Below are 23873 nucleotides of genomic sequence, written 5' to 3' on the forward strand. Positions count from 1 at the left end.
CTTGTCGGCGGGCGGTATCGGGCCGGATCAGCACAGCGTCGGCCCGGGATCGGCGCCCGCGGTCACCGCCAGCAGCCAGGCGACGGTGCCGAGCTCGGGCACGATCTCGGCACTGATGTGCTCCGACATCGGCACCCGGAACATGCGCATGTTCACCCCGCGCGCGCAGTAGTCGGCGGCGATGCGGTCGATGGCGAGTTCGGCGGGCAGCAGCTGGTCGGTGGTCGAATGCCACATGAGCAGCGGGATGTCCGGGGTGTTCTCGGGACGGCCGAAGCTCGCCGCGGCGAGCCCCTCGTGCGCTGCGGCCAGCGCGGCGGCCGGATCGGTCAGGTAGTCGGCGACCGGCCGCAGCAGGGTGGAGCCGACCGCGGTGTAGAGGCAGCGGTCCGACAGATCGCGCGCGACCTGCTTGCCCTCGGGGGTGAGGTAGGTCTGCAGGGCCTGGTCGAACTCGGGATATTCGCGGGCCAGACCCAGAATGGCCAGCCAGCCGGTGAAGTTGGCCTGCGGCTGGGCGCCGGAGATGGCGAAGGGCGCGATCGCGACCTTGTCGCCGGGGATGCCGCCCTGCGCGCTGGCCCGCAGCGCGAGCTCGGGGGCGTAGCCGCGGTGCTGCTCGGCCGCCGACGCGGAGGAATTGCCGCCGCCGGAGTACCCCCACAGGCCCACCGGCGACGCCTCGAGGCCGAGGCCGCCGCGCTGGGCCGCCCGGATGCCGTCGAGCACCATCCGGCCTTCGCTCGGGGACATGATCGTGTTGCGCTTGCCGTCGAAGTCGGTGACCACCACCGCCGCGCCGGCCGCCAGGAACTGGCCGATCAGCGCGACCTCCTTCTGGATGCCCGCGCGCAGCGTGTACGAGGGATTGCACTGCTGGCCGAGGCTGTCGATCGCCTCCTGATACGAGATCAGCGGGCGCGCACCGGGACCCAGCCAGGGGATGCCGGGCATCAGCACGGTGGTCGCGGTGGCGATCGGGTTGTCGCGGGCGTCGGTGCTGCGGAACAGGACCTGGGTGGTGTGCACCGGGACCGGGAGGCCGAGCGCGTAGGTCTGCACGATCCGGCTGCGGATCACGTCGCCGTTGGCGTAGGCCGCGAAGTCGGCCGGATCGGCGTACCAGGGGTCCTGCTGCGGGGTCGGCAGCGGCACGACCGCCGGATAGACCTGCGCCTCGTTCGGCAGCGGGGGGAGCTGGAAATCCTCGGCCCCGGCGGGACTCGCGGTCATCGCCAGCACGACGGCCAGCAGGGCGGGCACGCCGAGGCGCCGGGATCGGTGGGTGGCCGTGCTGCGCTGCATGGCATCTCCTTCGGTAGGTGATCCCGATTACAGCAGGTTCTCTTGTTATGAACAAGAGTTCTTGTTCATATTGCGCGATCGGTAGGCTGAGCTGCGTGACGTCGACCGAGAAGAGTCCAGTTCGTTCCCGGCGCATCCAGGGGCTGGACGCCGAGCAACGCCGCGCCCGCAGGCGCGAGCAGATCCTGGCCGCCGCGTTCGAACTCATCGCCGCCGAGGGCTACGTCAATACCGCGATCGAGCAGATCTGCCAGACCGCCTTCGTCGGTAACAAGGCCTTCTACGAGCTGTTCGACAGCAAGGAGTCCTGCTATCTGGCGCTGCTCCAGCAGCTCAGCGAACGCGCCCAGGCCGAGGTCGCCACCGCGCTGGCCGAGTGCGCCGGCGGTCGCGACGAGGTGGTGTCGGTCGTCCTCGCCGCCTTCGCCCACTCCCTCGTCGACGACCCGCGCGTCGCCCAGGTCACCTTCGGCGAGGCCAGCGGCATCTCCGCGAAGGTCGAACAGCAGCGCCGCACCAACCGCCGCTGGGCCGCCCAATTCCTCGAAACCCTCTGGCGCGAATACGGTTTCGTCCCCACCACCGGCATCGGCATCGACCTGCACGCCCTCGCCGTCTCCACCATCGGCGGCCTGTTCGACACCGTCGCCGACTGGCTGCACAGCACCGGCGCAGGCACCACCGGCGACATCGACACCCTCATCCGCGACCTCACCGCCTTCACCGACATCGTCCATTTGGGACTGGCGGCCGCGGCGGCTCGTTCAGGGGACTGACACCGCGTATCGGCTCAGCGGGCGATCCGGCAGGGTGTGGGGGCGGTCGCTCGCTGAGCTGAGGCTCAGCCGACGACTACCACCGCGCAGGCTGCGAGGAACAGGGCCTGGAGGGCGGTGCGGGCGGGGAGGGGCATGGATTTGATGCCCAGGTCGGCGTGGGCGGCGCGGATGTTGGCGGGGAACATGGCCAGGAGCAGGGTGAACAGGCAGGCGGCGGACAGGGGGGCGGTGGCCGGGATGAGTAGGCCGACGGCGCCTGCCAGTTCTAGGACGCCGGTGAGGGTGACCAGGGCGGCCGCGTTGGGGAGGCGGGGCGGGACCATGGCGATCAGGGCCGTGCGGCGGGGCTCGAGGAAGTGGGCGCTCGCGGTGAGGGCGAACATGGCGGCCAGGCCGAGGGCGATCGCGCGGGGCCAGGAATCCAGCCAGGACACGTCGGTGAGCAGGCCGATCAGCCTGGCCAGGGCGGTGACGACGGTGAGAACGATGAAGGGGGCCATGGGAACTCCTCGAGGCGGTGCCGACTGGCCTGCTGCCAATCTTGACACTGGAAAGATTGACACCGAAAGTCGAACTTGTCAATGACAAGTTTGTGCGTCAGGATCGAGGCATGACCAAGACCGGGTATCACCACGGGGATCTGCGGGCGGCGCTGCTCGACTCGGCGGCCGAGCAGATCGCGGCCGAGGGCGTCGAGGCGGTGTCACTGCGCGCGCTGGCGCGCCGGGCGGGGGTCTCGCACGCCGCCCCCGCGCACCACTTCGGCGACCGGGCGGGCTTGTTCACTGCCCTGGCGATCGAGGGATTCGACCTGCTGGCAACGGAATTGGTGGCGGCGGGCGAGGACATGCGGGAGGTCGCGGTCGCCTATATCCGCTTCGCGCTGAACAACCCGGGCCGGTTCGACATCATGTACCGCCGCGAGGTGCTGCGCGCCGACGACCCGGACTTGCTCGCCGCCCGCGCGCGGTCGGGCGCGGCGCTGCGATCGGGGATCGCCGAGTTGCAGTCCGGGCAGTCGCCCGATCGGCAGCGCTCCACCCGGCTCGCCGCCTGGTCGCTGGTGCACGGATTCGCGACGCTGTGGCGGGAAGGGGCGCTCGACGGGTCGGAGCTGGCGTCGTCGGCCGATCCCGAAGTGCTCGCGCGCGAGATGCTCGCGACGGTGCAGTTCGACTGACGACGCAGAGCCGCGTCGGGGCCGGGTCCGCTGCGTCGGCTACCTGGGCGGCGCTCCGCCCGGACCCTGACCGCTGGGCGGGGACCCCGCCGGACCGCCACCGGGCGGCATCCCGGGAGAACCGTTGCCGGACTGGGTGTTCTGCGACTTTGCGGCGACACCGACGGTGAGGGAGACAGCCATGGTGGTGGCCGGGGTCCCGGTGACCGTGGCGAGTTCGGCGTCCCACCCGTCGCCGAAGACGTTGTCCGAGGACAGGGAGACGCCGGACATGTTCCGGATGCTCGCCGAATAGCCGGAGTCGGCGGCGAAGACGGCTTCGCAGGAATCCTGCGGGAGGGCGATCTGGGAGGTGAGGCGGGCGTTGTCTCCCGCCACGGCGGTGGCGAGATCGTCGTAGACCTCGAAGTGGATGTGCGGCCAGCGGCCCGCGTAGCAGGCGGGGAAGATCGAGGTGAAACGGACGGTGCCGGTGTCGTCGGCGACCTGGACGCCGCGCAGATAGTTCTGGTCGGTGACGCCCTCGCTGTAGAGCGAGTACCGGCCCTCGCGGTCGCAATGCCAGACGTAGACCGCCATGCCCGCGCCCGCCGCGCTCGTGGTCAGGTCGCGCAGGTTCAGCGTGAGGGTCATCGGAACACCCTGGGCCACACCGGAGTACGCACCGAAACTGGTGGTGAGGTCGGAGCGGACCACGCCCGATTCGATCAGCACATTGGGTCCGTTGGAGCCGTCACCCGGGTACGGGCCCGCCGTCTCCTGCGGCGCGGCGGCAGGGGTGGCCGAGTCGGTGGTGGTGGTGCCGGTGACGCCAGAATCGGTCGCCGAGGCGCAGGCCGCGGCAGCGGTCGCCACGCCCGCGGCGCCGATCAGGCCGAGGATCCGCCGTCGCGACATGACCCGCAGGTCGTGCCCGAGTCCGAGATCGTGGTCGTCCATCGCTGCTCCTTCGCTCGTACCGTGTCCTCGACGACGGTAGGCGCGGGCGCTGCGCCGGAACTGGGAGGACGCTGGGTGTTCGCTGGGAGCCCGGCGCTCAGTCGGTGACGTACCCGTTGAGGCTGTCGCGCAGGTCGGTGAGGATCGCGCGGGCGGCGGTCAGGCCGGTGGTGTGCCAGACGCTGTCGTCGACGGCGAACACGCGCCGATCGGTCGAGGCGCCGAGCTCGGTGAACTCGTCCGAGCGCAGCACCCGCCTGCCGTGGTCCTCGCCCGGCTCGCCGTCGAACATCACGTAGATGATGTCGCCCTCGGCCTTGGTGGCCAGCTCCGCGGTGGTGATGTCGTAGGAGGTGCCGCGCTGCGCGGTCGGGCGCTGCACGCCGACATCGGAGAGCACCTGGGCCGCGAAGGTCTCACTGCCCTGCACCTGGGTGGCGTCGGCGGTGAACCGCAGCACCGACGCCTGCGACTGGCTCGCGTTGAGCGCGGGGCCCAGGTCGCGCGCCTCGGTGAGGTAGGTCCGCAGGGCGACGTCGGCGGCGTCGCGGCGGCCCATCCCGGCGGCGTAGGCCGCGAAGTCGGACTGCCAGCTGCCGCCGGACCCGATCAGGACCGTCGGCGCGATCGCGCTCAGCGCCTCGTAGCCACCGGCCGGGGCGACGTCGCCGAGGATCAGGTCGGGCTTCAGTTCGGCGATGCGCGCCGGATCGGGCTGACCGATCGAGCCGACGCTGGGCACCTTCAGCACGCCGTAGCCGAGGTACATCGGCTGCGAACGCTCGCCGTCGAGGGTGACTGCGCCCGCGACGCGCTCCCACAGGCCCACCGCGCAGGCGGCGTCGAGCGCCGAGCTGGTGAGCACCACGATGCGCTGCGGGTCGGCGGGGACCTGCGTGGTCCCGGCGGCATGGGTGACGGTGCGGGTCGCGCCCGCGGCGGGATCGGGAGCGCTGGGCAGCGGGCACGCGGTCGCGGTGTCCCTGGCAACGCCGACGACGCCGGCACCGGCGATATTGGTGGTGGTCCGGATGATCGTGCTCGCGTCGTCGTGCTTGTCCGCGCAGCCCGCGCTGACCACGGCGACGCACACCAGCGCGGCGACGGCGAGGACGCCACGCGAGCGGACGCGAACGCCCTGCTCGGCGGTGCGACGGAATCGGGTGCGTACTCGGGCGCTCACCGGCATGCGCACGAGGGTACTGCGTGGCGGGCGGGCCCGGCGCCGCGGGTTCGCGGCCCGGAGTCAGCGTCGGCTGGCGCGCCGGAACCCGATCGCGGCCGGGACCGCGAACAGCACGATCGCGCCCAGACACCACACCAGGGTCAGCGTCAGCGGCCGGGCGATGGGGCCGTGATCGGCGAGTCCGCGCATGGCGTCGACGGCGACCGACATGGGCTGGTTGCGCACGATCGGCTGGATCCAGGTCGGGAACGCGATCAGCGGGACGAAGCCGGTGCTGAAGAACATCATCAGCGAGGTGAGGATGGTGATGCCCTCGACCAGCGTGGCTTTCGCGGTGTAGACGGCGATCGCGGTGACGATGGTGGCGAAGGCGAGACCGAAGACCACCGGGATCAGCAGGAACACGAACGCGGCCAGCGGACCCTGATGGAACCGGAAGCCGAGCAGCATGCCGACGAGCACCACGGCGATGGTGCCGAGCACGATCCGGCAGCCCTCGGCGAGGACGCGCGAGGCGATCCCCGAGGCCCGGTGCACCGGCAACACCCAGAACCGCGCCAGCAGACCGGCGTCGCGTTCACGCCCGAGCATGACCCCGCTGGCCACGGCACCGGAGAGCGCGCCGACGATGGCGACCATCGGCACCGAGCCGTAGAGCGCGTCGTCGCCGGTGAACTTCTGGATCTGCCCGCCGACGACGATGTCGAGCATGATCAGCAGCAGGCACGGGATGAGCAGGGTCTCCAGCAGGGTGACCGGGTTGCGGGCCCAGCGCAGCAGCAGGCGCTGGGTCTGGATCAGGGTGTGCCGGACCAGCGCGCCCGGCGAGGTCTCCGAACCCGCGGTGGACTGCTCGGTACGAGCGGCAAGCAGCGCCATCACGCCCTCCTCGAACTCAGCCGGATGGCCAGTGGAGTACAGATCAGCAGGATCGCCGCCAGCCACAGCAGCGACGGGAGCATCAGCGACCAGCTGACCGTGCCCGCGTTCCCCGCGGTGTCACCGGCCAGCGCGCGCAGGACGGTCGCGAACTGCGAGACCGGCTGATTGCGGACGAACCACTGGATCCACTCGGGGAACTGGCTGGCCGGCGCGAGCCCGGTCGAGAGCATGCCGAAGATCAACGGCGGCAACACCAGTGCCTGGGTGGTGGCCTCGGGACTCTTGGACACGGTCCCGATGACATCGGCGCCCAGCGTGAACGCGATCCCGATGAGCAGCGAGAACGCCAGGAACCCCAGGGTGTGCGCGGCGTCGAGCCGGAAGCGGAAACCGATCACGTACCCGGACGCGACGGCCGCGGCCAGTGAGATCAGCAGGCGGAAGATGTTGGCCGACATCCGCGCCGCCACCGGCACCAGTGGGCGCAGCGGCATCGCGCCGAACCGGCGGTTGAGCCCGGCCACGGCGTCGGTGGCCGAGCGGAACGCCGCCGAGATGGCGGTGAACGCGGCGGCCTGCAGGATCACCAGCGGCATCATGTACTGCGCGTAGCTGCTGAACCCGTTGCCGGAGAACATCATCACCGTTTTGAGCGGGATGTAGAAGCTCGCGGTGAAGGCCGCGGGCGCGACCACCGAGGCCAGCACCTCGCCGGTCTTGACCGAGGGCACGATCAACCGGGTGGTCAGCACCCACCACTGCTGCACGGTGTCCGGGGCGGCGCGGAAGTCCGTGCGCCAGGTGGTGGCGGTCACGACACGGCCTCCGGCGCCGTCTCGGTCGTGGCGAGGTGACCGGTGAGCTGGAGGAACACATCGTCGAGCGAGGGGCGGCGCAGCGCGATGTCGACGAGCTCGACCTCGGCGTCGTCGAGGCGGCGCAGTGCCTCGGCGAGGGTCTTGGCGCCGTCGGGGGCCGGGATGGTGATCCGGTCGGATTCCGGAGTCAGCGCGGCCAGGTTCTCGGCGGGCAGGAGCGAGCCGAGCGCGGCGACGATGGCGGGCATCTCCTCCAGGTCCAGCGGCACCACTTCGCAATAGCTGCCGCCGGTGCGGTGTTTGAGCTCGTCGGCGGTGCCGGAGGCGATCACCACACCGTGGTCGATGACGATGATCTGGTCGCTGAGCGCGTCGGCTTCCTCCAGGTACTGGGTGGTGAGCAGGGTGGTGATGCCCGCGGTCTTGAAGCTGCGGACCAGGTCCCACACACCCTGGCGGCTGCGGGGATCCAGGCCGGTGGTCGGCTCGTCGAGGAAGACCACATCCGGCCGGACCACCAGTCCGCAGGCGATGTCGATGCGCCGCCGCATGCCGCCGGAGTAGGTGCCGACCCGCCGGTTCGCGGCGCCCTCCAGGTCGAACTCGGTGATCAGTTCCCTGGCCCTGACGCGGGCCGCCGGTTTGCGCAGCCCCATCAATCTGCCGAACATGACGAGGTTCTCGTAGCCGCTGAGCATGTCGTCGAGCGCGGCGTACTGGCCGGTCAGCATGATCGATCGGCGCACCGCGGCCGGGTCGGCGACGACGTCGTGCCCGGCGACCACGGCCCGCCCGCGATCGGGCGTGATGAGCGTGGACAAGACGTTCACCATCGTCGTCTTGCCCGCGCCGTTGGGACCGAGGATGCCGAGCACCTCGCCGGGCGCGGCCACGAAGTCGACGCCGCGCAGCGCGTCGACCTCGCCGAAGGACTTCTCGATCCCTTCGACGACAACGCCGCCGCCGGTGGAGGTGAGGGTGGGGCTCGGTGCGACGCTCATGTCCGGTCTCCTGCTTCCATGTGGTCATCCAGCACCGGCGAGATCACCGACAGTGCGAGGGGATTGGTCAGCTCGTCATGGGTGGTCTCGACGTCGTGAGCGACGATCGAGCCGGTCACGTAGGGGCGCCAGCCGTCGGGGCCCATCCATTCGCCGGGGTCGACCGCGGCGGTGAAATAGAGGACGTCGCCGTCGTAGACCGGGCGCTGGTAGCCGGTTCTGGTGCCCGCGGAGGCGTTGTAGGAGCCCGCCATCCGCTCGATGGTGGCCGCGTCGACGAGTTCGACGCCGCCGAGTTTCGCGGTGATGAGCTCGGCGGCCTCCTGCGCGGTGGCCTCGGCGGGCACGTTGTCGATCCCGAAGATCGAGCCGAAGGTGTTGATGAACGCGCCCGGCGTGAGCCGCTCGATGGTGTCACCGTCGATATCGGCGGTGTCGGTGTCCAGCAGCGCCACCACGCCGACCCGCTCGCCCGCCTCGGCCAGCTGCACCGCCATGGCGTGCGCGATCAGTCCGCCGAAGGACCAGCCGAGCAGGTGGTACGGGCCGTGCGGCTGGACCGCGCGGATCTCGCGCACATACCGCCGCGCGAATTCCTCGATGGACCGGGCCGAGGGCTCGCGGCCGCTGAGATCGGGCGCCTGGAGGCCGTAGATCGGTCGGCCCGGTCGCAGCCGCTCGGCGAATCCCAGGTAGCTCCACGACATTCCGGAGGACGAGTGGACGCAGAACAGCGCGGGTTTGTCGCCGCCGAGCCGGATCGGCAGCAGGACGTCGAGTCCGAGGCCGGTCGATCCGGCGCCCGCGGGTTCGGCCGCCGCGACCATCGCCGCGGCTTCCTCGGCGGACGCGCGTTCGGCCGCCGGGGATTCCGCGAAGCGCGCGGCCGCGGCCAGCGCCTGCGTCCACAGCTGGGCCAGCTCGGCGACGTCGCCGCGGTCGAGGAGCTGTGCGGGATAACCGAAGTCGGCGCGCAGCCGATCGCCGAGCACCATGGCGTTGATGTCGATGGCCGCCATGACCGGGACCGTGGCGTGTTCGCCGACATCCAGATCGCCGAACTCGTCGGTGGGCAGCCAGCCGAGACCTTCCAGTCCGGCCGGGATCTCGGCGGCGGTGTGCCTGCCGAGATAGTTGACGCAGATCTGGCCGGGCAGCCGTGCGGGCAGTTCCGCCGCGGTGTCGGGATTCAGGTAGCGCAGCAGCCCGAACCCGATGCCCTTGTCCGGCACCGACAGCAGTTCGTGCTTGACCACGCGGATGGCCGCGCCCATCGCCGGGCCGCCGGCGAACGCGTCGTCGATATCGATCTCGGCCAGTCCGAGCCGGACCGGGTACAGGTTGGTGAACCAGCCGATCGTGCGGGACAGGTCGGCGCCGGGCACGACTTCCTCCTGCCTGCCATGGCCTTCCAGCCGCAGCAGCGCGGACTTTTCGTCCACCCCGCGCCGGGCCCGCCAGCGCACCAGCGCCAGCGCGAGGGTGGCGAACAGCGCGTCGGTGACGCTGCCGTGGAACAGGCCGGGCAGCGTGGTGAGCAGCGCGGTCGTGACGTCTTCGTCGACCTCGAGGTCGACGCGGCGCACGGTGTGGGCCTGGTCGACGGCGGGATCGAGGTGCCTGGCGCCGAGCAGCGGGTCGGGGCCGTCGACGATGTCGCGCCAGTAGCCGAGTTCGTCGCGCCGCTTGTCGGAGTGCGCGGCCTCGGTCAGCGCGTAGGACCAGCGCCGCATCGAGGTCCCGGTCTCCGCGAGTACCGGCGTCGCGCCCGCCGACACCTGGGCCCACGCGCCGATCAAGTCCTGCACCAGGATTCGCCACGACACGCTGTCGATGGCGAGGTGGTGCGCCACCACGATCAGCCGGCCGGGCCGGGTGCGCGAACCCGCCGCGCCGACCGGATCGAGCCAGACGAACTGGAGCACGACGCCGTCGGCGGGATCGAGCCGGTTCAGCGCGGAGTCGAGTTCGCTGCGCACGTCCTCGCGCAGTTCGGTGGGTTCGGCCGCGGCGTCGATCTCGGTGCGGTGCACCAGGGCATCCACCTCGATGGTGCCGGGTTGGGCCACCCGCAGCTGCCAGCCGTCCTCGTCGGACCACAGCCGCGCGCGCAGCATGTCGTGCCGGTCGATGACGGCGGTGAGCGTGGCGACGAGCGCCGAGCGCTCGATGCCGACGGGCAATTCCAGCACCGCGGTCTGGGCGAAGCGGTCGAAATCGCCGCCGCGCTCGATCATGTACCGGACGATCGGGGTGAGCGGCAGGTCGCCGACCCCACCGCCGGGCAGCTCCTCGAGCGCCTCCACCGCGCCCGCGGCGTCGACGGCCGCGGCCAGCGCCGCGACGGTGCGATGCTCGAACACCTGCAGCGGAGTGCAGTGCACGCCACGCAGTTTCGCCTGCGTGACCAGCTGGATCGCCAGGATGCTGTCACCGCCGAGGGCGAAGAACGAATCGTCCACGCCCACCTGGTCGCGGCCGAGCAGTTCGGCGTAGACCTCGGCCAGCACGTGTTCGGTGGGTGTGCTCGGCGCCAGGTACGGCGCCTCCTCGGTGACGAACACCGGTTCCGGCAGCGCCTTGCGATCGAGCTTGCCGACCGCGTTGACCGGGATGGCGTCGAGGACGACGAAGGCGGCGGGCACCATATAGGCGGGCAGGCTGTCGGCGGCGACGGCCCGCACCCGGGCGAGATCGAGATCGGCGCCGGGCATGCGGACCAGGTAGGCCGCCAGCGCCGTCGCCCCGGTGGGACCGGGAACACCCAGCGTCACCGCGAGATCGACGCCGTCGATGCCGCCGAGTACCGCGTCGATCTCCCCGAGCTCGATGCGCTGACCGCGCACCTTCACCTGGAAGTCGGTGCGGCCCAGGTATTCCAGCGTCAAGCCGAGCTCCGGCGGGCGGATCCAGCGCACCAGATCGCCCGTGCGGTACAGGACTTCGCCGGGCCCGCCGTAGGGGTCGGCGACGAAACGGGCGGCGGTCAGGCCGGGGCGGGCGTGGTAGCACCGCGCGGTGGCGGTGCCGGTCAGATACAGCTCGCCGGCGACGCCGACCGGCACCGGCCGCAACCGGTCGTCGAGCACCAGCACGGCCGCGCCCCGGATGGGTGTGCCGATGGTGACCGGCTCCGTCGGGGACAGCGGCGCGGAACCCGTTGCCCAGATGGTGTATTCGGTCGGGCCGTACAGATTCACCATGCGGCGACCGGTGGCTCCGCCGCACCAGCGCCCGACCAGATCGGGACCGACCGCCTCGCCCGCCACCGCGAGGACCCGCACGCTCGACACCTCGGCGGGATCGATGGTGGCCAGCGCGGACGGCGTGATCACCATGTGCGTGACCGCCTCGGCGGCGATCAGCTCGGCCAGCGGCGCGCCGCCGAAGACCTCGGGCGGCGCGATCACCGAAGCGGCACCGCAGCCGAACGCCATCAGCGCCTCGAAGATCGACGCGTCGAAACTCGGCGAGGCGACCTGGAGGACCCGGGACTGTTCGTCCAGGCCGAGATCGGCGCGCTGGGCCGCCACCAGATCGGCCAGGCCGCGATGGGTGACGGTGACGCCCTTGGGTGTTCCGGTGGACCCGGAGGTGTAGATCATCCAGGCCGGATGATCCGGCCGGATCGGCGTGGGGAGTTCGTCGGCGGTGAGCGCGGCGTCGTCGGCGGCGCGCAGCCGGGCGACGATATCCGGGTCGTCGAGGACCAGCCAGCGGGTGGTGTCGGGCAGGCTCGCGCGGTACGCGGTCAGCGTGAGCCCGACGCGGGCGCCGGAGTCGGTGAGCATGTGGTCGATGCGCTCGACCGGATGCTTCGGGTCGACCGGCAGGAACGCGGCCCCGGCCTTCGCGGCCGCCCAGATGCCCGTGTGCAATTCGACGCAGCGGGGCAGGCCGAGGGCGACAACGGTTTCGGTGCCCGCGCCGGCGTCGATCAGCAGGCGGGCCAGCTGGTTCGAGCGGGCGTCGAGCGCGCGATAGGTGGTCGTGGTCCCGGCGACGAGGGCGGGATGGTCGGGGTAGGCCGCGGCGGTGTCGGCGAGCAACCGGGGCAGTGTGATGGTGCCCGCGGTGGCGGGGCCGCGGACCGGGATCAGTTCCGCGCGTTCGCCCGCGTCGAGCAGGTCGATGTCGGCGACCCGGATGTCGAGGTCGGCGAGCACGGCCGTGAGGACGCGCTGCCAGCGGGTCACGAACGCGGCGACCGTGCCCGCGTCGAACAGGTCGGTCGCGTAGGTGAGCACGCCGTCGAGACCGGCGGGTCCGGCGTCGGTGAATCGCTCGCGCAGATCGAGGGTGAGATCGAAGGCCGAGGCGTCGCGGTCGAAGTCCTCGACCTCGAACCGCACTCCGGCCAGTTCCAGCACCGGCTCGACGAAGTTCTGCAACGACAGCGACACCTGGAAGATCGGGTGGTGCGCGGTCGAGCGGGTGGGGTCGAGCGCCTGGACGAGCTGTTCGAAGGGCACGTCGGCGTGGGCGAACGCGTCGAGATCGGTGGTGCGGACCTCGGCCAGCACCTGGCGGAAGCTCGCGCCGGGGTCGATCGGCGTGCGCAGCGCCAGGGTGTTGACGAACATGCCGACCAGGTCGTCCAGCGCCGCCTCGCCGCGTCCGGCGACCGGGGTGCCGACGACGACATCGCCGGTCCCGCTCAACCGCGCGAGCAGTACCGCGAGCGCGGCGTGCACGATCATGAAGACGCTGACATTGCCTGCCGCCGCGGCCTCGACCAGCGTGCGGTGCACCTGCTCGTCGATCGCGAAGTCGAGGTCGGCGCTGCGCATCGTCTGCACCGCGGGGCGCGGCCGGTCGGTCGGCAGTTCCAGGGCGTCCGGTGCGCCGGCGAGGGTGTCGGCCCAGTACCGGATCTGCCGCGCGGCCACGGATTCCGGGTCGGTCGCGCTGCCGAGGAGTTCGCGATGCCACAGCGCGAAGTCGGCGTACTGCACGGTGAGCGGGGCCCGGGTCGGTGCCACGCCCGCCACCCGCGCCGAGTAGGCGGCCACCAGGTCACTCGCGAGCGGGGCCATCGACGCGCCGTCGGCGCTGATGTGGTGCACCACCAGGACGACGACATGCACCGGGGCCGCGTCGCCGACCAGCCGGAACAGTCCAACGCGCAGGGGCGCTTCCCTGGTGAGATCGAACCCGGTGCCCGCCAGCTCGGTGATCCGCGCGCGCAGTGGCGCACCGTCCTCGGTGTCGAGCACCGGCATGGGTGGGGTGGCGGCGTCGAGGCCGACGACCACCTGGCGCGGACCCTCGGTATCGGCCGGATAGCGGGTACGCAGGCTCTCCTGCCGCGCGATCACATCGGTGAGCGCCAGGCGCAGTGCCTCGATGTCGAGGTCGCCGGTGAGCCGCAGGGCGATCGCGATGTTGTAGGCGGCCGAGCCGGGGTCGAGCTGGTTGAGCACCCACATCCGCTGCTGCGCCGGCGAGAGCGGGACCCGGTCGGGGCGCACCCGCGCGGCCAGCGCCGGGCGGCCGGGACCGCCCGCGGCGGCGGGGACCACGCGGGCCGCCAGCTGTGCCACGGTCGGCGCGTCGAACAGATCGCGCAGGGCGATGGTGGAACCCAGCGCCGAGTTCACCCGGGCGACCACCTTGGTGGCGCTCAGCGAGTTGCCGCCGAGCTCGAAGAACGACTGGTCGACGCTGACCTGTTCGGCCCCGATCACCTCCGCGAACACCGCGGCCACCGCCGCCTCGGTCGCCGTCCGTGGCGCGAGGTACGGGCGCTGGGCCGCCGCGAAGTCCGGCACCGGCAGTGCCTTGCGATCCAGCTTGCCCACGGGCGTGAGCGGAATCTCGTCGAGCACGACGACATACGCGGGCACCATGTACCCCGGCAGTTCCGCCGCGACGGCCGCGCGGACCCGTTCGGTCTCGAGGTCGACGCCGGGTGCGGGCAGTACATAGGACACCAGCACGGTCGCCCCCGCCGGTCCGGCGCGCCCGATGGTCACCGCGTACTCGATCTCCTCGTCGCGCGAGAGCACCGCGTCGATCTCGCCGAGCTCGATCCGCAGGCCACGGATCTTCACCTGGAAATCGCTGCGCCCCAGGTACTCCAGGGCGAGCGCGCCGTCATCGACCACCCAGCGGACCATGTCGCCGGTGCGGTACATGCGGTCACCGGGCGCGCCGTACGGGTCGGCGACGAACCGGCTCGCGGTCATCTCGAACCGGTTGAAATAACCGCGCGCCAGCGCAGGCCCCGCCAGGTACAGCTCGCCCGCGATACCCACCGGCACCGGCCGCAACCAGCCGTCCAGCACGACCACCGCGGCACCCCGGATCGGTCCGCCGATGGTGATCGGCTCGCCCGCGACGAGTTCGGCGGGACCGGTGGCCCAGATGCTGAACTCGGTGGGGCCGTACAGGTTCACCATCCGGCGTCCGGCCGACCACTTCTCGATCAGCTCGGGGGTGGCGGCCTCACCGGCGACCGAGAGCACCCGCAGGTCGGTGAGTTCGGCCGGTTCCATGGTGGCCAGCGCCGACGGGGTGATCACCGCGTGGGTGACCCGCTCGGCGCGCAGCAGCTGTTCGAGTTCGCCGCCGCCGTACACCTCCGGCGGCGAGACCACGAGCCGCCCGCCCGCCGAGTGCGCGGTGAGCATCTCGAAGACCGAGGCGTCGAAGCTGGGCGAGGCGACCTGCAGGGCGCTCGCCGTCGGGTCCAGCGCCAGCGTTTCCCGTTGCGCGGTGGTGAGATTCGCGATGCCGCGATGACTGAGCAGCACCGCCTTCGGCTTGCCGGTGGAGCCCGAGGTGTAGATGAGGTAGGCGGTGTGGTCGATGTCGATCGGGCCGCCGCGCTCGGCGTCGGTGATCGGCGCGTCGGAGACCAGCATCACCCGGCGCAGCGTGTTCAGGTCGTCGAGCAGCAGCCAGTCGATGGTGCCGGGCAGCGTCTCACCGGTCGCGGTGACGGTGACGCCGATCGGCGCCTTCGAATCCTCGAGCATGTGCTCGATCCGCTCCACCGGATAGCTCGGGTCCAGCGGGACGAACGCCGCGCCGGTCTTGGCCAGCGCCCACACGGCCACCACCGATTCCAGCGAGCGGGTGAGCGCGAGCACCACGAACACCTCGGGGCCGACCCCGCGGCCCAGTAGCACCCGGGCGAACCGGTTGGACCAGGAATCCAGGTCGCGGTAGCTCATCCGCAACTCGCCCGCGCTGACCGCGACGGCGTCGGGATCGATGCGCGCGCCCGCGGTCAGGATCTCGGGCATCGTCCGCATCGGTACCGAGGGCAGCCCGCGGACCGGCGCCAGCCGCGCCAGTTCGGTGTCGTCGCAGTACTGCACCTGCGAGACCAGATCGTGCGGATGCGCGGCGAGCTGACCGAGCAGCCGGACGAACCGGTCCAGCAGCGACTGCGCCGCGGTGGCGTCGAGCTGATCGGCCATGAATTTCACCGAGATCCGCAGCGCGTCACCCGCGCCCTGCTCGCCGCGCAGCGGGATCACCATGAGATTGAGCGGATACGGCGTCGCGTCGGTGCCCTCGACGTCGAGCACCCGCATCCCCGCGATGTCCAGCGCCTGCGACAGCGCTTCCCGGTCGATCGGGTAGGACTCGAAAACGGTGAGGGTGTCGAACAATTCGGCCAGCCCGACCGCGCGGTGGATCGCGGCGAGGCCGACGTGCTGATGGTCCATCAGCCGCGCCTGCTCGGCCTGCACCCGGGCCAGCAGATCGGACACCTTCTCGGCGGGGTCGAGGGTCACCCGTACCGGGACGGTGTTGATGAACAGCCCGACCATCTCCTCGACGCCGGGCAGCTCCGGCGGCCGTCCCGATACCGTGCTGCCGAACACCACGTCGGTGCGGCCGGTGAGCATGGCCAGCAGCAGCGACCAGCTGGTCTGCACCAGGGTGTTCACCGTCGCGCCCGCCTCGCGGGCCGCGCCCTCGAGCTCGGCGACCGTCGCGGCGGACAGCTCGCGGGTGACCATCGCGGTCTCCGGCGAGGCGATCCCGGCCAGGGTGGGGACCGCGCGTGTCGGGGTGTCGATCCCGGCGAGCGACTGCTGCCAGGCGGCGAGCGAGGCGTCGGCGTCCTGGTCGGCGAGCCAGGCCAGGAAGTCACGGTAGGAGCGGGCGGGCGGCAGCACCGACGCGTCGCCCGCGGTGACGTAGAGCGCCAGCAGTTCCCGCACCAGCAGCGGCGTCGACCAGCCGTCGAGCACCAGGTGGTGATTGGTCATGATCAGCCGGAAGTGGCCGGGCGTGGTGGTGACCAGGGTGAAGCGGATCAGCGGGGGACGGGTGAGGTCGAAGCGGGTCAGCGCGTCGAGGGCGATGATCCGGTCGAGTTCGCGGGTGCGTTCCGCGTCGTCGGCGACATCGGTGAGATCGATGTCGGTCCAGTGGATCTCGGCGTCGGCGAGGACCAGCTGGCGCGGGCCGTCGTCGGTCTCGACGAACGCCACCCGCAGGTTCTCGTGCCGGTCGACGAGGGCTTGGGCCGCGGCGCGCAGGCGGGTGGTGTCGACCGTGCCCGACAGGGTGAGCATCGACTGCACCGTGTAGCCGTCGGCGGTATCGGAATCGTAGAGAGCATGGAAGAGCAGGCCGTACTGGAGCGGCGAGAGCGGCCACACATCGGCGAGGTTCGGATAGGCCTGTTCCCAGCGCTCGATCTGCGGCTGATCGACGGCGACCAGCGCGAAGTCCGACGGGGTGCGGCCACCGGCGCCGGCGGAGCGCGCGTGGTCGGCGAGCGCGCGCAGCGCGGCGGTCCACAGCTCGGCCAGGTCGTCGACGGCGTGTTCGTCGAGCAGTCTGCTCGCATAGGCCCAGGTGACCTCGAGCCCGGCGTCGGTCAGCACGGCGTTGATGTCGACGACGGCGGCCAGCGGGGCCCGGTCGTCGTTGGTGGCGGCGAACCGGCGCGGCATCCACGGATCGTCGCCGGTCACCGCGCGGCCGAGGTAGTTGAAGCTCAGCTGGGGTGTCGGGGCGTCGGCGAGCGCGGCGGCGGTGTCGCTGTTCAGGTACCGCAGCAGGCCGTAGCCGACACCGCGATCGGGCAGCGACCGCAGCTGCTCCTTGGTGGCCTTGATCGCGGACCCGGCCGCCGGGCCACCGGCGAACGCGTCGGCGAGATCGATGCCGGCCAGATCGACGGCGACCGGGTACACGCTGGTGAACCAGCCGACCGTGCGCGCGACATCGGCGCCGGGCAGCAGTGATTCGTCGCGGCCGTGGCCCTCCAGGGTCAGCAGCGCGCCGGTGCGGTCGCGCCAGCGGCACACCGCCATCGTCAGGGCGGCGAGCAGGACATCGTCGGCGCCGCAGTGGAATCGCTCGGGCACGGTGGTGAGGACGGCGTGCGCCAGCTCCGGCGGCACCGTGCTCAGCCGCTGCGCCATGGTGGCGACGACGTCGACGGCCGGATCGAAGGCGATCGGCTCGGTGGCGAACGACGGGTCCGGCATCGCCAGGACGCGCTGCCAGCCCGGCAGTTCGCCGGCGCGGGCCGCGGCATCGTCGGCCTGGCTGTGCGCCCAGCGACGGAACGAGGTACCGACCGGCTCGAGCGTGCCGCCGAAGGCGGCGGTCGCCAGGTCCGGCAGCAGGATGCGCCAGGAGACGCCGTCGGTGACCAGGTGGTGCAGGACCAGCCAGCACAGTGGGGGAGCCGCCTCGCGTTCGAGCAGCACGAACCGGGCGACCGCGCCGACGGTGGGATCGAGCCGGTCCGCGGCGTCGGCGAGGGCGCGGTCGACGGCGTCCTCGGTGTCGGCCCCGACCACCTCGATCAGCGGGTCGGCCGTCACCGAACCCGGTTCGGCGACAACCCATTCCCAGCCCTCCGGCGTGGCGCGCAGCGTCGACCGGAGCAGATCGTGGTGATCGAGCAGCGCTTGCACCGCCGTCGCGAGTGCCGCGCGGTCGATGCCGTCGGGCAGGCCGATCAGCACCGCCTGGCCGTACCGGCCCCAGGGGTCGCCGTGGTCGACCATCGCGCGCACGATCGGCGTGAGCGCCACCGGACCGACACCGCCACCGGGCAATTCGTGCACCACGTGCACCTCGGTGTCGGCCGCCACCGCGGCCAGCGCGGCGACGGTCTTGCGCTCGAACACATCCCGCGCGCTGAACGCGATGCCGGCGGCCTTCGCCCGCGACACCAGCTGGATGGAGACGATGCTGTCCCCGCCCAGCGCGAAGAAGCTGTCGTCGACGCCGACCGATTCCAGGCCGAGCACCTCGGCGAACAGGGCGGCGAGCGCTTCCTCGCGCGGGGTCGACGGTGCCCGGCTGGCGATGGCGCGCGCGGTGAAATCCGGGGCGGGCAGCGCCTTGCGATCCACCTTGCCCAGCGGAGTGAGCGGGACCCGGTCGAGCACCATGACGACCGAGGGCACCATGTACGCCGGAAGGCTCTCGCCGACAGCCGCTTTCACGGCCTCGGGATGCACCTCGGCGCCGGGTTCGGTGGTCACATAGGACACCAGGGCGGTCGCGCCTGCCGCGGTCTCGACGCCGAGGGTGAGCGCGAAATCGATCTCGGGCAGCCGTTGCAGCGCGGCGTCGATCTCGCCGAGCTCGATCCGGAAGCCGCGCACCTTCACCTGGAAGTCGCTGCGGCCCTGGTACTCCAGCACGAACCGGCCGTCGTCGTCGTGCCAGCGCACCAGATCGCCGGTCCGGTACATCCGTTCCCCTGGCGCGTGTGGATTCGCGACGAACCGGCTCGCCGTCAGCCCGGTGCGGCGGTGGTAGCCGCGGGCGACACCGGGGCCCGCGAGATACAGCTCGCCGACGGTGCCCGCCGGGACCGGACGCAGCCAGGGGTCGAGCACCAGGCCGGTCACCCCGCGCACCAGGCTGCCGATCGTCACCGGCGCGTCGGGGACCAGGGGACCGGTGAGGGTGGTCGTCACGGTGGTCTCGGTGGGGCCGTAGCCGTTGAGCAGCGTGCGGCCCGCCCACTTGGCCACCAGCTCCGGCGGGCACGCGTCGCCGCCGACGACGATCGTGCCCAGGTCGGGCAGGGTCGCCGGATCGAGCGAGCCGACGACGGCCGGGGTGACATTGAGATGGGTCACCCGGTGCGCGCGCAGCACCTGCGCCATGTCCTCGCCCGCGTACGCCGAGGGCGGCACCACCGCGAGGCTCGCGCCCGCCGCCAGCGTCACCAGGATCTCCTCCACGGAGATGTCGAAGCTCGGCGAGACCGCATGGGCGACCACGGAGGTGGCGTCGACCCCGAACCCGGCGCCCGAGCTCGCGACCAGATTGGCCAGCCCGCGATGCGAGACGAGCACGCCCTTGGGCAGACCGGTCGAGCCGGAGGTGTAGATGATGTAGGCGACCTGATCCGGCCGCACCGGGGCGCGGCGCTCGGCATCGCCGATCGGCCCGGCGTCCTGCGCGGCGATCCGCGCGAGGGTGGTCTCGTCGTCGAGGGTGAGCCAGTCGACCCGGTCCGGCAGCGATTTCCGTGCCTGGGCGACGGTCAGCCCGCTGACCACGCCGCTGTCGTCGACCATGTGCTCGATCCGGTCGGCCGGATAGGTGGGATCGATCGGGACGAACGGCGCGCCCGTCTTGGCCACCGCGATGGTCGCCAGCACCGAGTCCGCCGAGCGCGGAATCGACAGGGCGACACCGTGTTCGGGGCCCGCTCCGGCGGCGATCAGGACCCGGGCCAGCCGGTTGGTGTAGTCGTCGACCGCGCGGTAGGTCAGCGTCTCATCGGTGCCCCAGCGCAGGGCCACCGCGTCCGGGTCGAGCGCGGCGCCCGCCGCCAGGATCTCCGGCAGCGTGCGGATGTCGACCCCGGCCGGGCCGCGCGCCGGCACCGAGACGGCCTCCTCGCCGGGCGAGAGGACCGGCACCGCCGACAGCGGCGCCTCGGGTCCGGCGACCAGGAACCGGTGCAGGAACCGCAGGAAGCGCGCGTGATGCGCCGCCAGGTCGGCCTCGCTGTACAGGTTGCCGTTGCCCTGGAGGTCGATGTGGGTGCTCTCGCCGCCGACGCCCGGATACAGGTTGACGAACAGGTCGTCGATCAAGCCGGAGGTGAGCACGTGCAGCCGCCCGACGACCGGGCCCAGCGCGATCCTGGTGTCGACCATCATCAGATTCACGGCCGGGCCGAACGAGGTGGCCTCGTCCATCGCCCAGCCGAGATCACGGACGATGTCCTCCTGGCGGTAGCGCTGGCGGCGCAGCGCGCCGGTCAGCTCACCCTGCACGGCGAGGATCGCGGCGCCGACGGTCGTCGTCGGGTCCAGGGTGACCCGCAGCGGGACGACATTGGCGAGCATGCCGCCGGAGCGGCGCAGCGTCGCGGAGGTCCGGGCCGACACCGGCAGGCTCAGCACCACTTCCGGCGCACCGGTCATCGCGGCCAGATAGGCGCCGAACGCGGCGACCACCGTCGGCGCGACCCCCGAATTCACGGCGGCGGCAACGGAATCCAGCAGGGCTGCGGTCTCGGTCGGCAGCGCGCCGGAGACCCGGTTGGGGTGGCCGTCGACCTCGGCGTCGCGGCCCGCCAGATTCACCGGGTCCGCCATCGCGGCCAGGTGCTCGCGCCAGTACTCGCGGTCCGCGGTGAACCGGTCCGAGGTGCGGTAGGCCAGATCGGCCTCGACGATCTTCTGCAGCGGCTCGGCCTTGGCCGGCGGCGCCTCCCTGCCCTCGACGGCGGCGTTGTACAGCTCGCCGGTGCGCTGCACCAGGGCCAGCGCGCCCATCCCGTCCAGCACGATGTGGTGCATCCGCGAGTACCAGAACCAGCGGTCGTCGGCGACCCGGATCATGGCCAGCCGGACCAGACGGTCGCGCATCACGTCCAGGGGCGCGGCGTACTCGGCGCGCATCCACGCGTGCGCGGCCGCCACCGGATCGGGCTCGGCGCGCAGATCCAGCTCGGCCATCTCCTCGTCGAGGGAGAGGTCGACGAGCTGATGGGGTTGTCCGTCGATATCGATCAGGCGCAGATAGCCGGTGCCGAACTCGCGACCGGTCTGCCGCACGACCCGCACCAGCAGATCGTGGTCGACGGGACCACTCAACTCGACGTATTGGGCGATGGAGATGGGGGTGTCACCCGCGATGTGCTGGGCGAACCAGATACCGCGCTGGGCCGCGGACAGCGGGAAGGCACTCTCGGAAGGCTGGGTCATGAGCGGACCTGCGTTCTCATGTCTGGAGCTCGGTATTCACCTGTGTGTCCCCGACCGGCGGGTACTACCTCCTGAGGTAGTACCCGCCGCTGCGTACTGCGCTCTGATCCATTCTGGACCTGCGAGGACCAGACCGGAATGGGTTCAGGAGACAGCGCGCAGATCGGCGGTGGACAGCGGCGCGTCGGAGCTGACCAGATAGCGCTGCAGGGTCGAGCGATCGTCGAGGACCAGCCAGTCGACGACATCGGTCAGTTCGGGCCGGTCGGACCGGGTGGTGATGCCGAGATAGGCGCCGAAGACGAACTCGTCGTCGGCGACGGCGACGGGGACGGCGCCGATCTTGCGCACCGCCGCCTCGGCGACGATCGCCTCGGTCGCGGCGTCGACCGCCAGGGCGATCCGGGCGCCCGCCGTGGCGCCGCGGCCCAGCAGCAGGCGGGCCAGCCGGTTGGCCCAGCGATCCAGATCGGCATCGGCGAGGTGACCATCGGTGGCGATCGGGGCGGACTGCCGACGGGGCAGCTGGATGACGTTGTCGGCGATCGCGGTGGTGGTCATCGTGCTCATCGTGGGTCCCCTTGGCGCTGGTAGGAGGTGCTTTTCGGTACACCTCTACTGTCGTCGCCGGGCGGGGACTCCGACAGCGACCCCAGCGTTGGGGAGCGGCCTCCCAGGGGGCGGGTTTACCACCCCAAGGTGGGTGAACCCGGTGGTGGACGTCCTCGTTGCCGCCACCGGTCGGGGGCGTCAGCCGAAGCCGACGACCTCGATATCGCGGTACTTGTTGTCGGTCGCGATCAGGACCAGGGAGCCGGCGACCGTGGTGAATCGCAGGGTGACGGTCGCCGAGGCCACGGTGACCGGCCGCACCGGTCCCGCGCGGCCGGTCGACCGGTCCCACGTTCGCAGGGTGTAGCCGTCGTCCGGGGTCAGCGTGACGATCTGGTCGGCGAGCAGTGCGGCCGCTTCGGCGTACTGCGCTCGCTCGTCGGAGGTCGTGTCGAGCTCGGTGGACTCGCCATCGGCCCCTGACAGGACCTCCCATCGCTTGGGCAGTTTGTACCCGTCCGGGTGGTAAGTGCTGATCAGGACGTCGTTGTCGGCGGCCCGCACGTCGATGTCATTGCGGCTCGAATCGACGATGGCCGACGTCAATGGGGCGTTCGGTGGCAGGAGGAGCTCGGTGTCGGCGCCGTCGTGGAAGAGCGTCATCCAGACGAAGCCGCTGTCGAGCACACGGACCTCCAGGGAGCCGGGCGACTCCTCGCGCGGCGCGGGAAAGCTGCGCCGGTCGCGAACCTGCCCGGACTGCGGATCGAACACGGTGACGGTCACCGTCGCCGTGTCACCTGCGCCGCAGGTCGCCGCGCGGTAGATCGCGGTCATGGTGGCGACGACGCGCTCACCGGTCGAGGTGCAACCCGGCGTTTCGGACGGGGTGGTCCACAGGTTGCGGCCGGTCCTTGCGTCGTACCGAGTCACCGCCCCGCGGGCGGAGGTGGTGGCGAGCAGATGCCCGCGAACCGTGGCGTCATCGTCGATGGCGAAGTGCCCGTCGACGTTGAAATCGCCGGAGCGCGTGAAGTCCCCGTCGCGGGTGAAGTCCGCTTCGGTCCAGAGGAGTGCACCGGTGACCGTGTCGAAGGCCATCCAGCCGCGCTTCTCCCAGTAGGTCAGCACGACCTTCTCGCCGCGGAGGGATTTCGTCAACTCGGGCACGTTCCCGACGGTGTCGGAGCGGACATCGAGGCGCCGGTAGTGCCAGCGTTCGGAACCCGTCGCTCCGTCGTACGCTGTGACACCGACCCTGGTCGAGACGACGAATCCGGTTCCGGTGAAAGCGATTCGAGTGTCCTTGTGCGAGCGAGCAACCGGGACCTGGAACCGGAACTTCTCCGGCCCCAGCACCGCGGGCACCGCGGATTCCGGGCCGGGATCGGCGGTGACGTGATCGACGGCCGCCGTGTCGTCGCCGAGCCGGACCGCGACTCCGGCGGCGCCGAGCACCGCCACGATGCCGATGACGAGGGCCACGGCGAGCGCCCACCGCCGTGGCACCGGGGCGCTCGGCGACGCCACGAGTACGAAGATCAGCACCGCGCCGAGGACGACGAGGGCCAGCGCGGCGATCGCGGACGGTACCCGCGGCGTGGCGACGAAGATCGAGGTCAGGCGCTGATACGTCGACGGGATGTGCGCGGTCACCGCGAACACGATGCCGCCGATCAGCGCAGCCAGCAGAACGAGCACTCCACTCGCCGTGACACCCGCGGCGCGCTCGTCATCGCGCCGCCCCCGGACCACGACAACCGCCCCGATCAGCACGACCGCGCCGGCGAAGATCAGGGTTCCCCGGACGAGGCGGAAGGGGAATTCGCCGGTTTCGGCGTGGCGGCCGAACGGCACCGGAATCGGTGCGGCGACGAACTGACTGTAGAGCGCCAGCGCGACACCCCCGGTGACCAGCACGGCACCGATCAGACCCGCCAGGACCGGCCACGGCGAGCGCGCGGGCACGGTGGACTGATCGTCGGACATGTTCCCCCGGATGAGATTCGACCCGGCAGCCCCCACCGGGTGCCGGATCGAGACTAGCGCCGGTGGTGGCGGCGCG

Annotated in this window: 12 protein-coding genes; 2 read left to right on the plus strand and 10 right to left on the minus strand. The window is 71.5% G+C overall.

The annotated features are described in order from the left end of the window. Positions 1 to 27: 27 nt before the first annotated feature. Positions 28 to 1305, minus strand: coding sequence for a lipase family protein (locus ACFYWJ_RS13500; RefSeq protein WP_355282227.1), 1278 nt, complete (start codon positions 1303 to 1305; stop codon positions 28 to 30). A 95-nt stretch (positions 1306 to 1400) separates the two neighbouring features. Between ACFYWJ_RS13500 and ACFYWJ_RS13505 the strand changes: the two genes are divergently transcribed. Further along, complete coding sequence (locus tag ACFYWJ_RS13505) at positions 1401 to 2081, plus strand: TetR/AcrR family transcriptional regulator (RefSeq protein WP_355282224.1); 681 nt, start codon at positions 1401 to 1403, stop codon at positions 2079 to 2081. A gap of 65 nt (positions 2082 to 2146) precedes the next feature. Here the strand turns inward: ACFYWJ_RS13505 and ACFYWJ_RS13510 are convergent, their stop codons facing one another. Continuing rightward, the gene (locus tag ACFYWJ_RS13510) at positions 2147 to 2584 is read right to left on the minus strand and encodes a hypothetical protein (RefSeq protein WP_355282221.1); all 438 of its coding nucleotides are present in this window, start codon (positions 2582 to 2584) and stop codon (positions 2147 to 2149) included. A 110-nt stretch (positions 2585 to 2694) separates the two neighbouring features. Here ACFYWJ_RS13510 and ACFYWJ_RS13515 point away from each other — a divergent pair, with 110 nt between their 5' ends. Beyond that, positions 2695 to 3264: a TetR/AcrR family transcriptional regulator gene (locus ACFYWJ_RS13515; RefSeq protein WP_355282218.1), complete on the plus strand. Its 570-nt coding sequence runs from the start codon at positions 2695 to 2697 to the stop codon at positions 3262 to 3264. A gap of 39 nt (positions 3265 to 3303) precedes the next feature. On the opposite strand, the gene ACFYWJ_RS13520 is transcribed toward ACFYWJ_RS13515, so the two are convergent. From ACFYWJ_RS13520 to ACFYWJ_RS13555, 8 genes are all read right to left on the minus strand, one after another. Beyond that, complete coding sequence (locus ACFYWJ_RS13520; protein WP_355282216.1) at positions 3304 to 4203, minus strand: dioxygenase; 900 nt, start codon at positions 4201 to 4203, stop codon at positions 3304 to 3306. Positions 4204 to 4300: 97 nt separating this feature from the next. Then, positions 4301 to 5392, minus strand: coding sequence for an ABC transporter substrate-binding protein (locus ACFYWJ_RS13525; RefSeq protein ID WP_355282213.1), 1092 nt, complete (start codon positions 5390 to 5392; stop codon positions 4301 to 4303). A 57-nt stretch (positions 5393 to 5449) separates the two neighbouring features. After that, positions 5450 to 6268, minus strand: coding sequence for an ABC transporter permease (locus ACFYWJ_RS13530; protein WP_355282211.1), 819 nt, complete (start codon positions 6266 to 6268; stop codon positions 5450 to 5452). After that, positions 6268 to 7086 (minus strand): ABC transporter permease, encoded by an 819-nt coding sequence (locus ACFYWJ_RS13535; RefSeq protein WP_355282209.1) that lies wholly within the window; start codon positions 7084 to 7086, stop codon positions 6268 to 6270. The genes ACFYWJ_RS13530 and ACFYWJ_RS13535 overlap by 1 nt, the downstream gene beginning before the upstream one ends. Then, positions 7083 to 8090 carry an ATP-binding cassette domain-containing protein gene (locus ACFYWJ_RS13540; protein WP_355282206.1) on the minus strand — a complete coding sequence of 336 codons (1008 nt, stop codon included), beginning with the start codon at positions 8088 to 8090 and terminating at the stop codon, positions 7083 to 7085. The genes ACFYWJ_RS13535 and ACFYWJ_RS13540 overlap by 4 nt, the downstream gene beginning before the upstream one ends. Beyond that, positions 8087 to 21256 carry an amino acid adenylation domain-containing protein gene (locus tag ACFYWJ_RS13545; protein ID WP_355282203.1) on the minus strand — a complete coding sequence of 4390 codons (13170 nt, stop codon included), beginning with the start codon at positions 21254 to 21256 and terminating at the stop codon, positions 8087 to 8089. Before ACFYWJ_RS13545 ends, ACFYWJ_RS13540 begins: the two co-directional genes overlap by 4 nt. Before the next feature lie 144 nt (positions 21257 to 21400). Then, complete coding sequence (locus tag ACFYWJ_RS13550) at positions 21401 to 21826, minus strand: AMP-binding protein (RefSeq protein ID WP_355282200.1); 426 nt, start codon at positions 21824 to 21826, stop codon at positions 21401 to 21403. A 180-nt stretch (positions 21827 to 22006) separates the two neighbouring features. Next, the gene (locus ACFYWJ_RS13555; RefSeq protein ID WP_355282198.1) at positions 22007 to 23797 is read right to left on the minus strand and encodes a PQQ-binding-like beta-propeller repeat protein; all 1791 of its coding nucleotides are present in this window, start codon (positions 23795 to 23797) and stop codon (positions 22007 to 22009) included. Positions 23798 to 23873: the final 76 nt, after the last annotated feature.

Source organism: Nocardia sp. NPDC003269, from assembly GCF_042888005.1.
Lineage (GTDB): Bacteria > Actinomycetota > Actinomycetes > Mycobacteriales > Mycobacteriaceae > Nocardia.

Coding starts and splice junctions, on each gene's coding strand:
- ACFYWJ_RS13530 (WP_355282211.1), bottom strand. CDS start 6,268: ATGGCGCTGCTTGCCGCTCGTACCGAGCAGTCCACCGCGGGTTCGGAG.
- ACFYWJ_RS13525 (WP_355282213.1), bottom strand. CDS start 5,392: ATGCCGGTGAGCGCCCGAGTACGCACCCGATTCCGTCGCACCGCCGAG.
- ACFYWJ_RS13540 (WP_355282206.1), bottom strand. CDS start 8,090: ATGAGCGTCGCACCGAGCCCCACCCTCACCTCCACCGGCGGCGGCGTT.
- ACFYWJ_RS13510 (WP_355282221.1), bottom strand. CDS start 2,584: ATGGCCCCCTTCATCGTTCTCACCGTCGTCACCGCCCTGGCCAGGCTG.
- ACFYWJ_RS13520 (WP_355282216.1), bottom strand. CDS start 4,203: ATGGACGACCACGATCTCGGACTCGGGCACGACCTGCGGGTCATGTCG.
- ACFYWJ_RS13545 (WP_355282203.1), bottom strand. CDS start 21,256: ATGACCCAGCCTTCCGAGAGTGCCTTCCCGCTGTCCGCGGCCCAGCGC.
- ACFYWJ_RS13550 (WP_355282200.1), bottom strand. CDS start 21,826: ATGAGCACGATGACCACCACCGCGATCGCCGACAACGTCATCCAGCTG.
- ACFYWJ_RS13515 (WP_355282218.1), top strand. CDS start 2,695: ATGACCAAGACCGGGTATCACCACGGGGATCTGCGGGCGGCGCTGCTC.
- ACFYWJ_RS13555 (WP_355282198.1), bottom strand. CDS start 23,797: ATGTCCGACGATCAGTCCACCGTGCCCGCGCGCTCGCCGTGGCCGGTC.
- ACFYWJ_RS13500 (WP_355282227.1), bottom strand. CDS start 1,305: ATGCAGCGCAGCACGGCCACCCACCGATCCCGGCGCCTCGGCGTGCCC.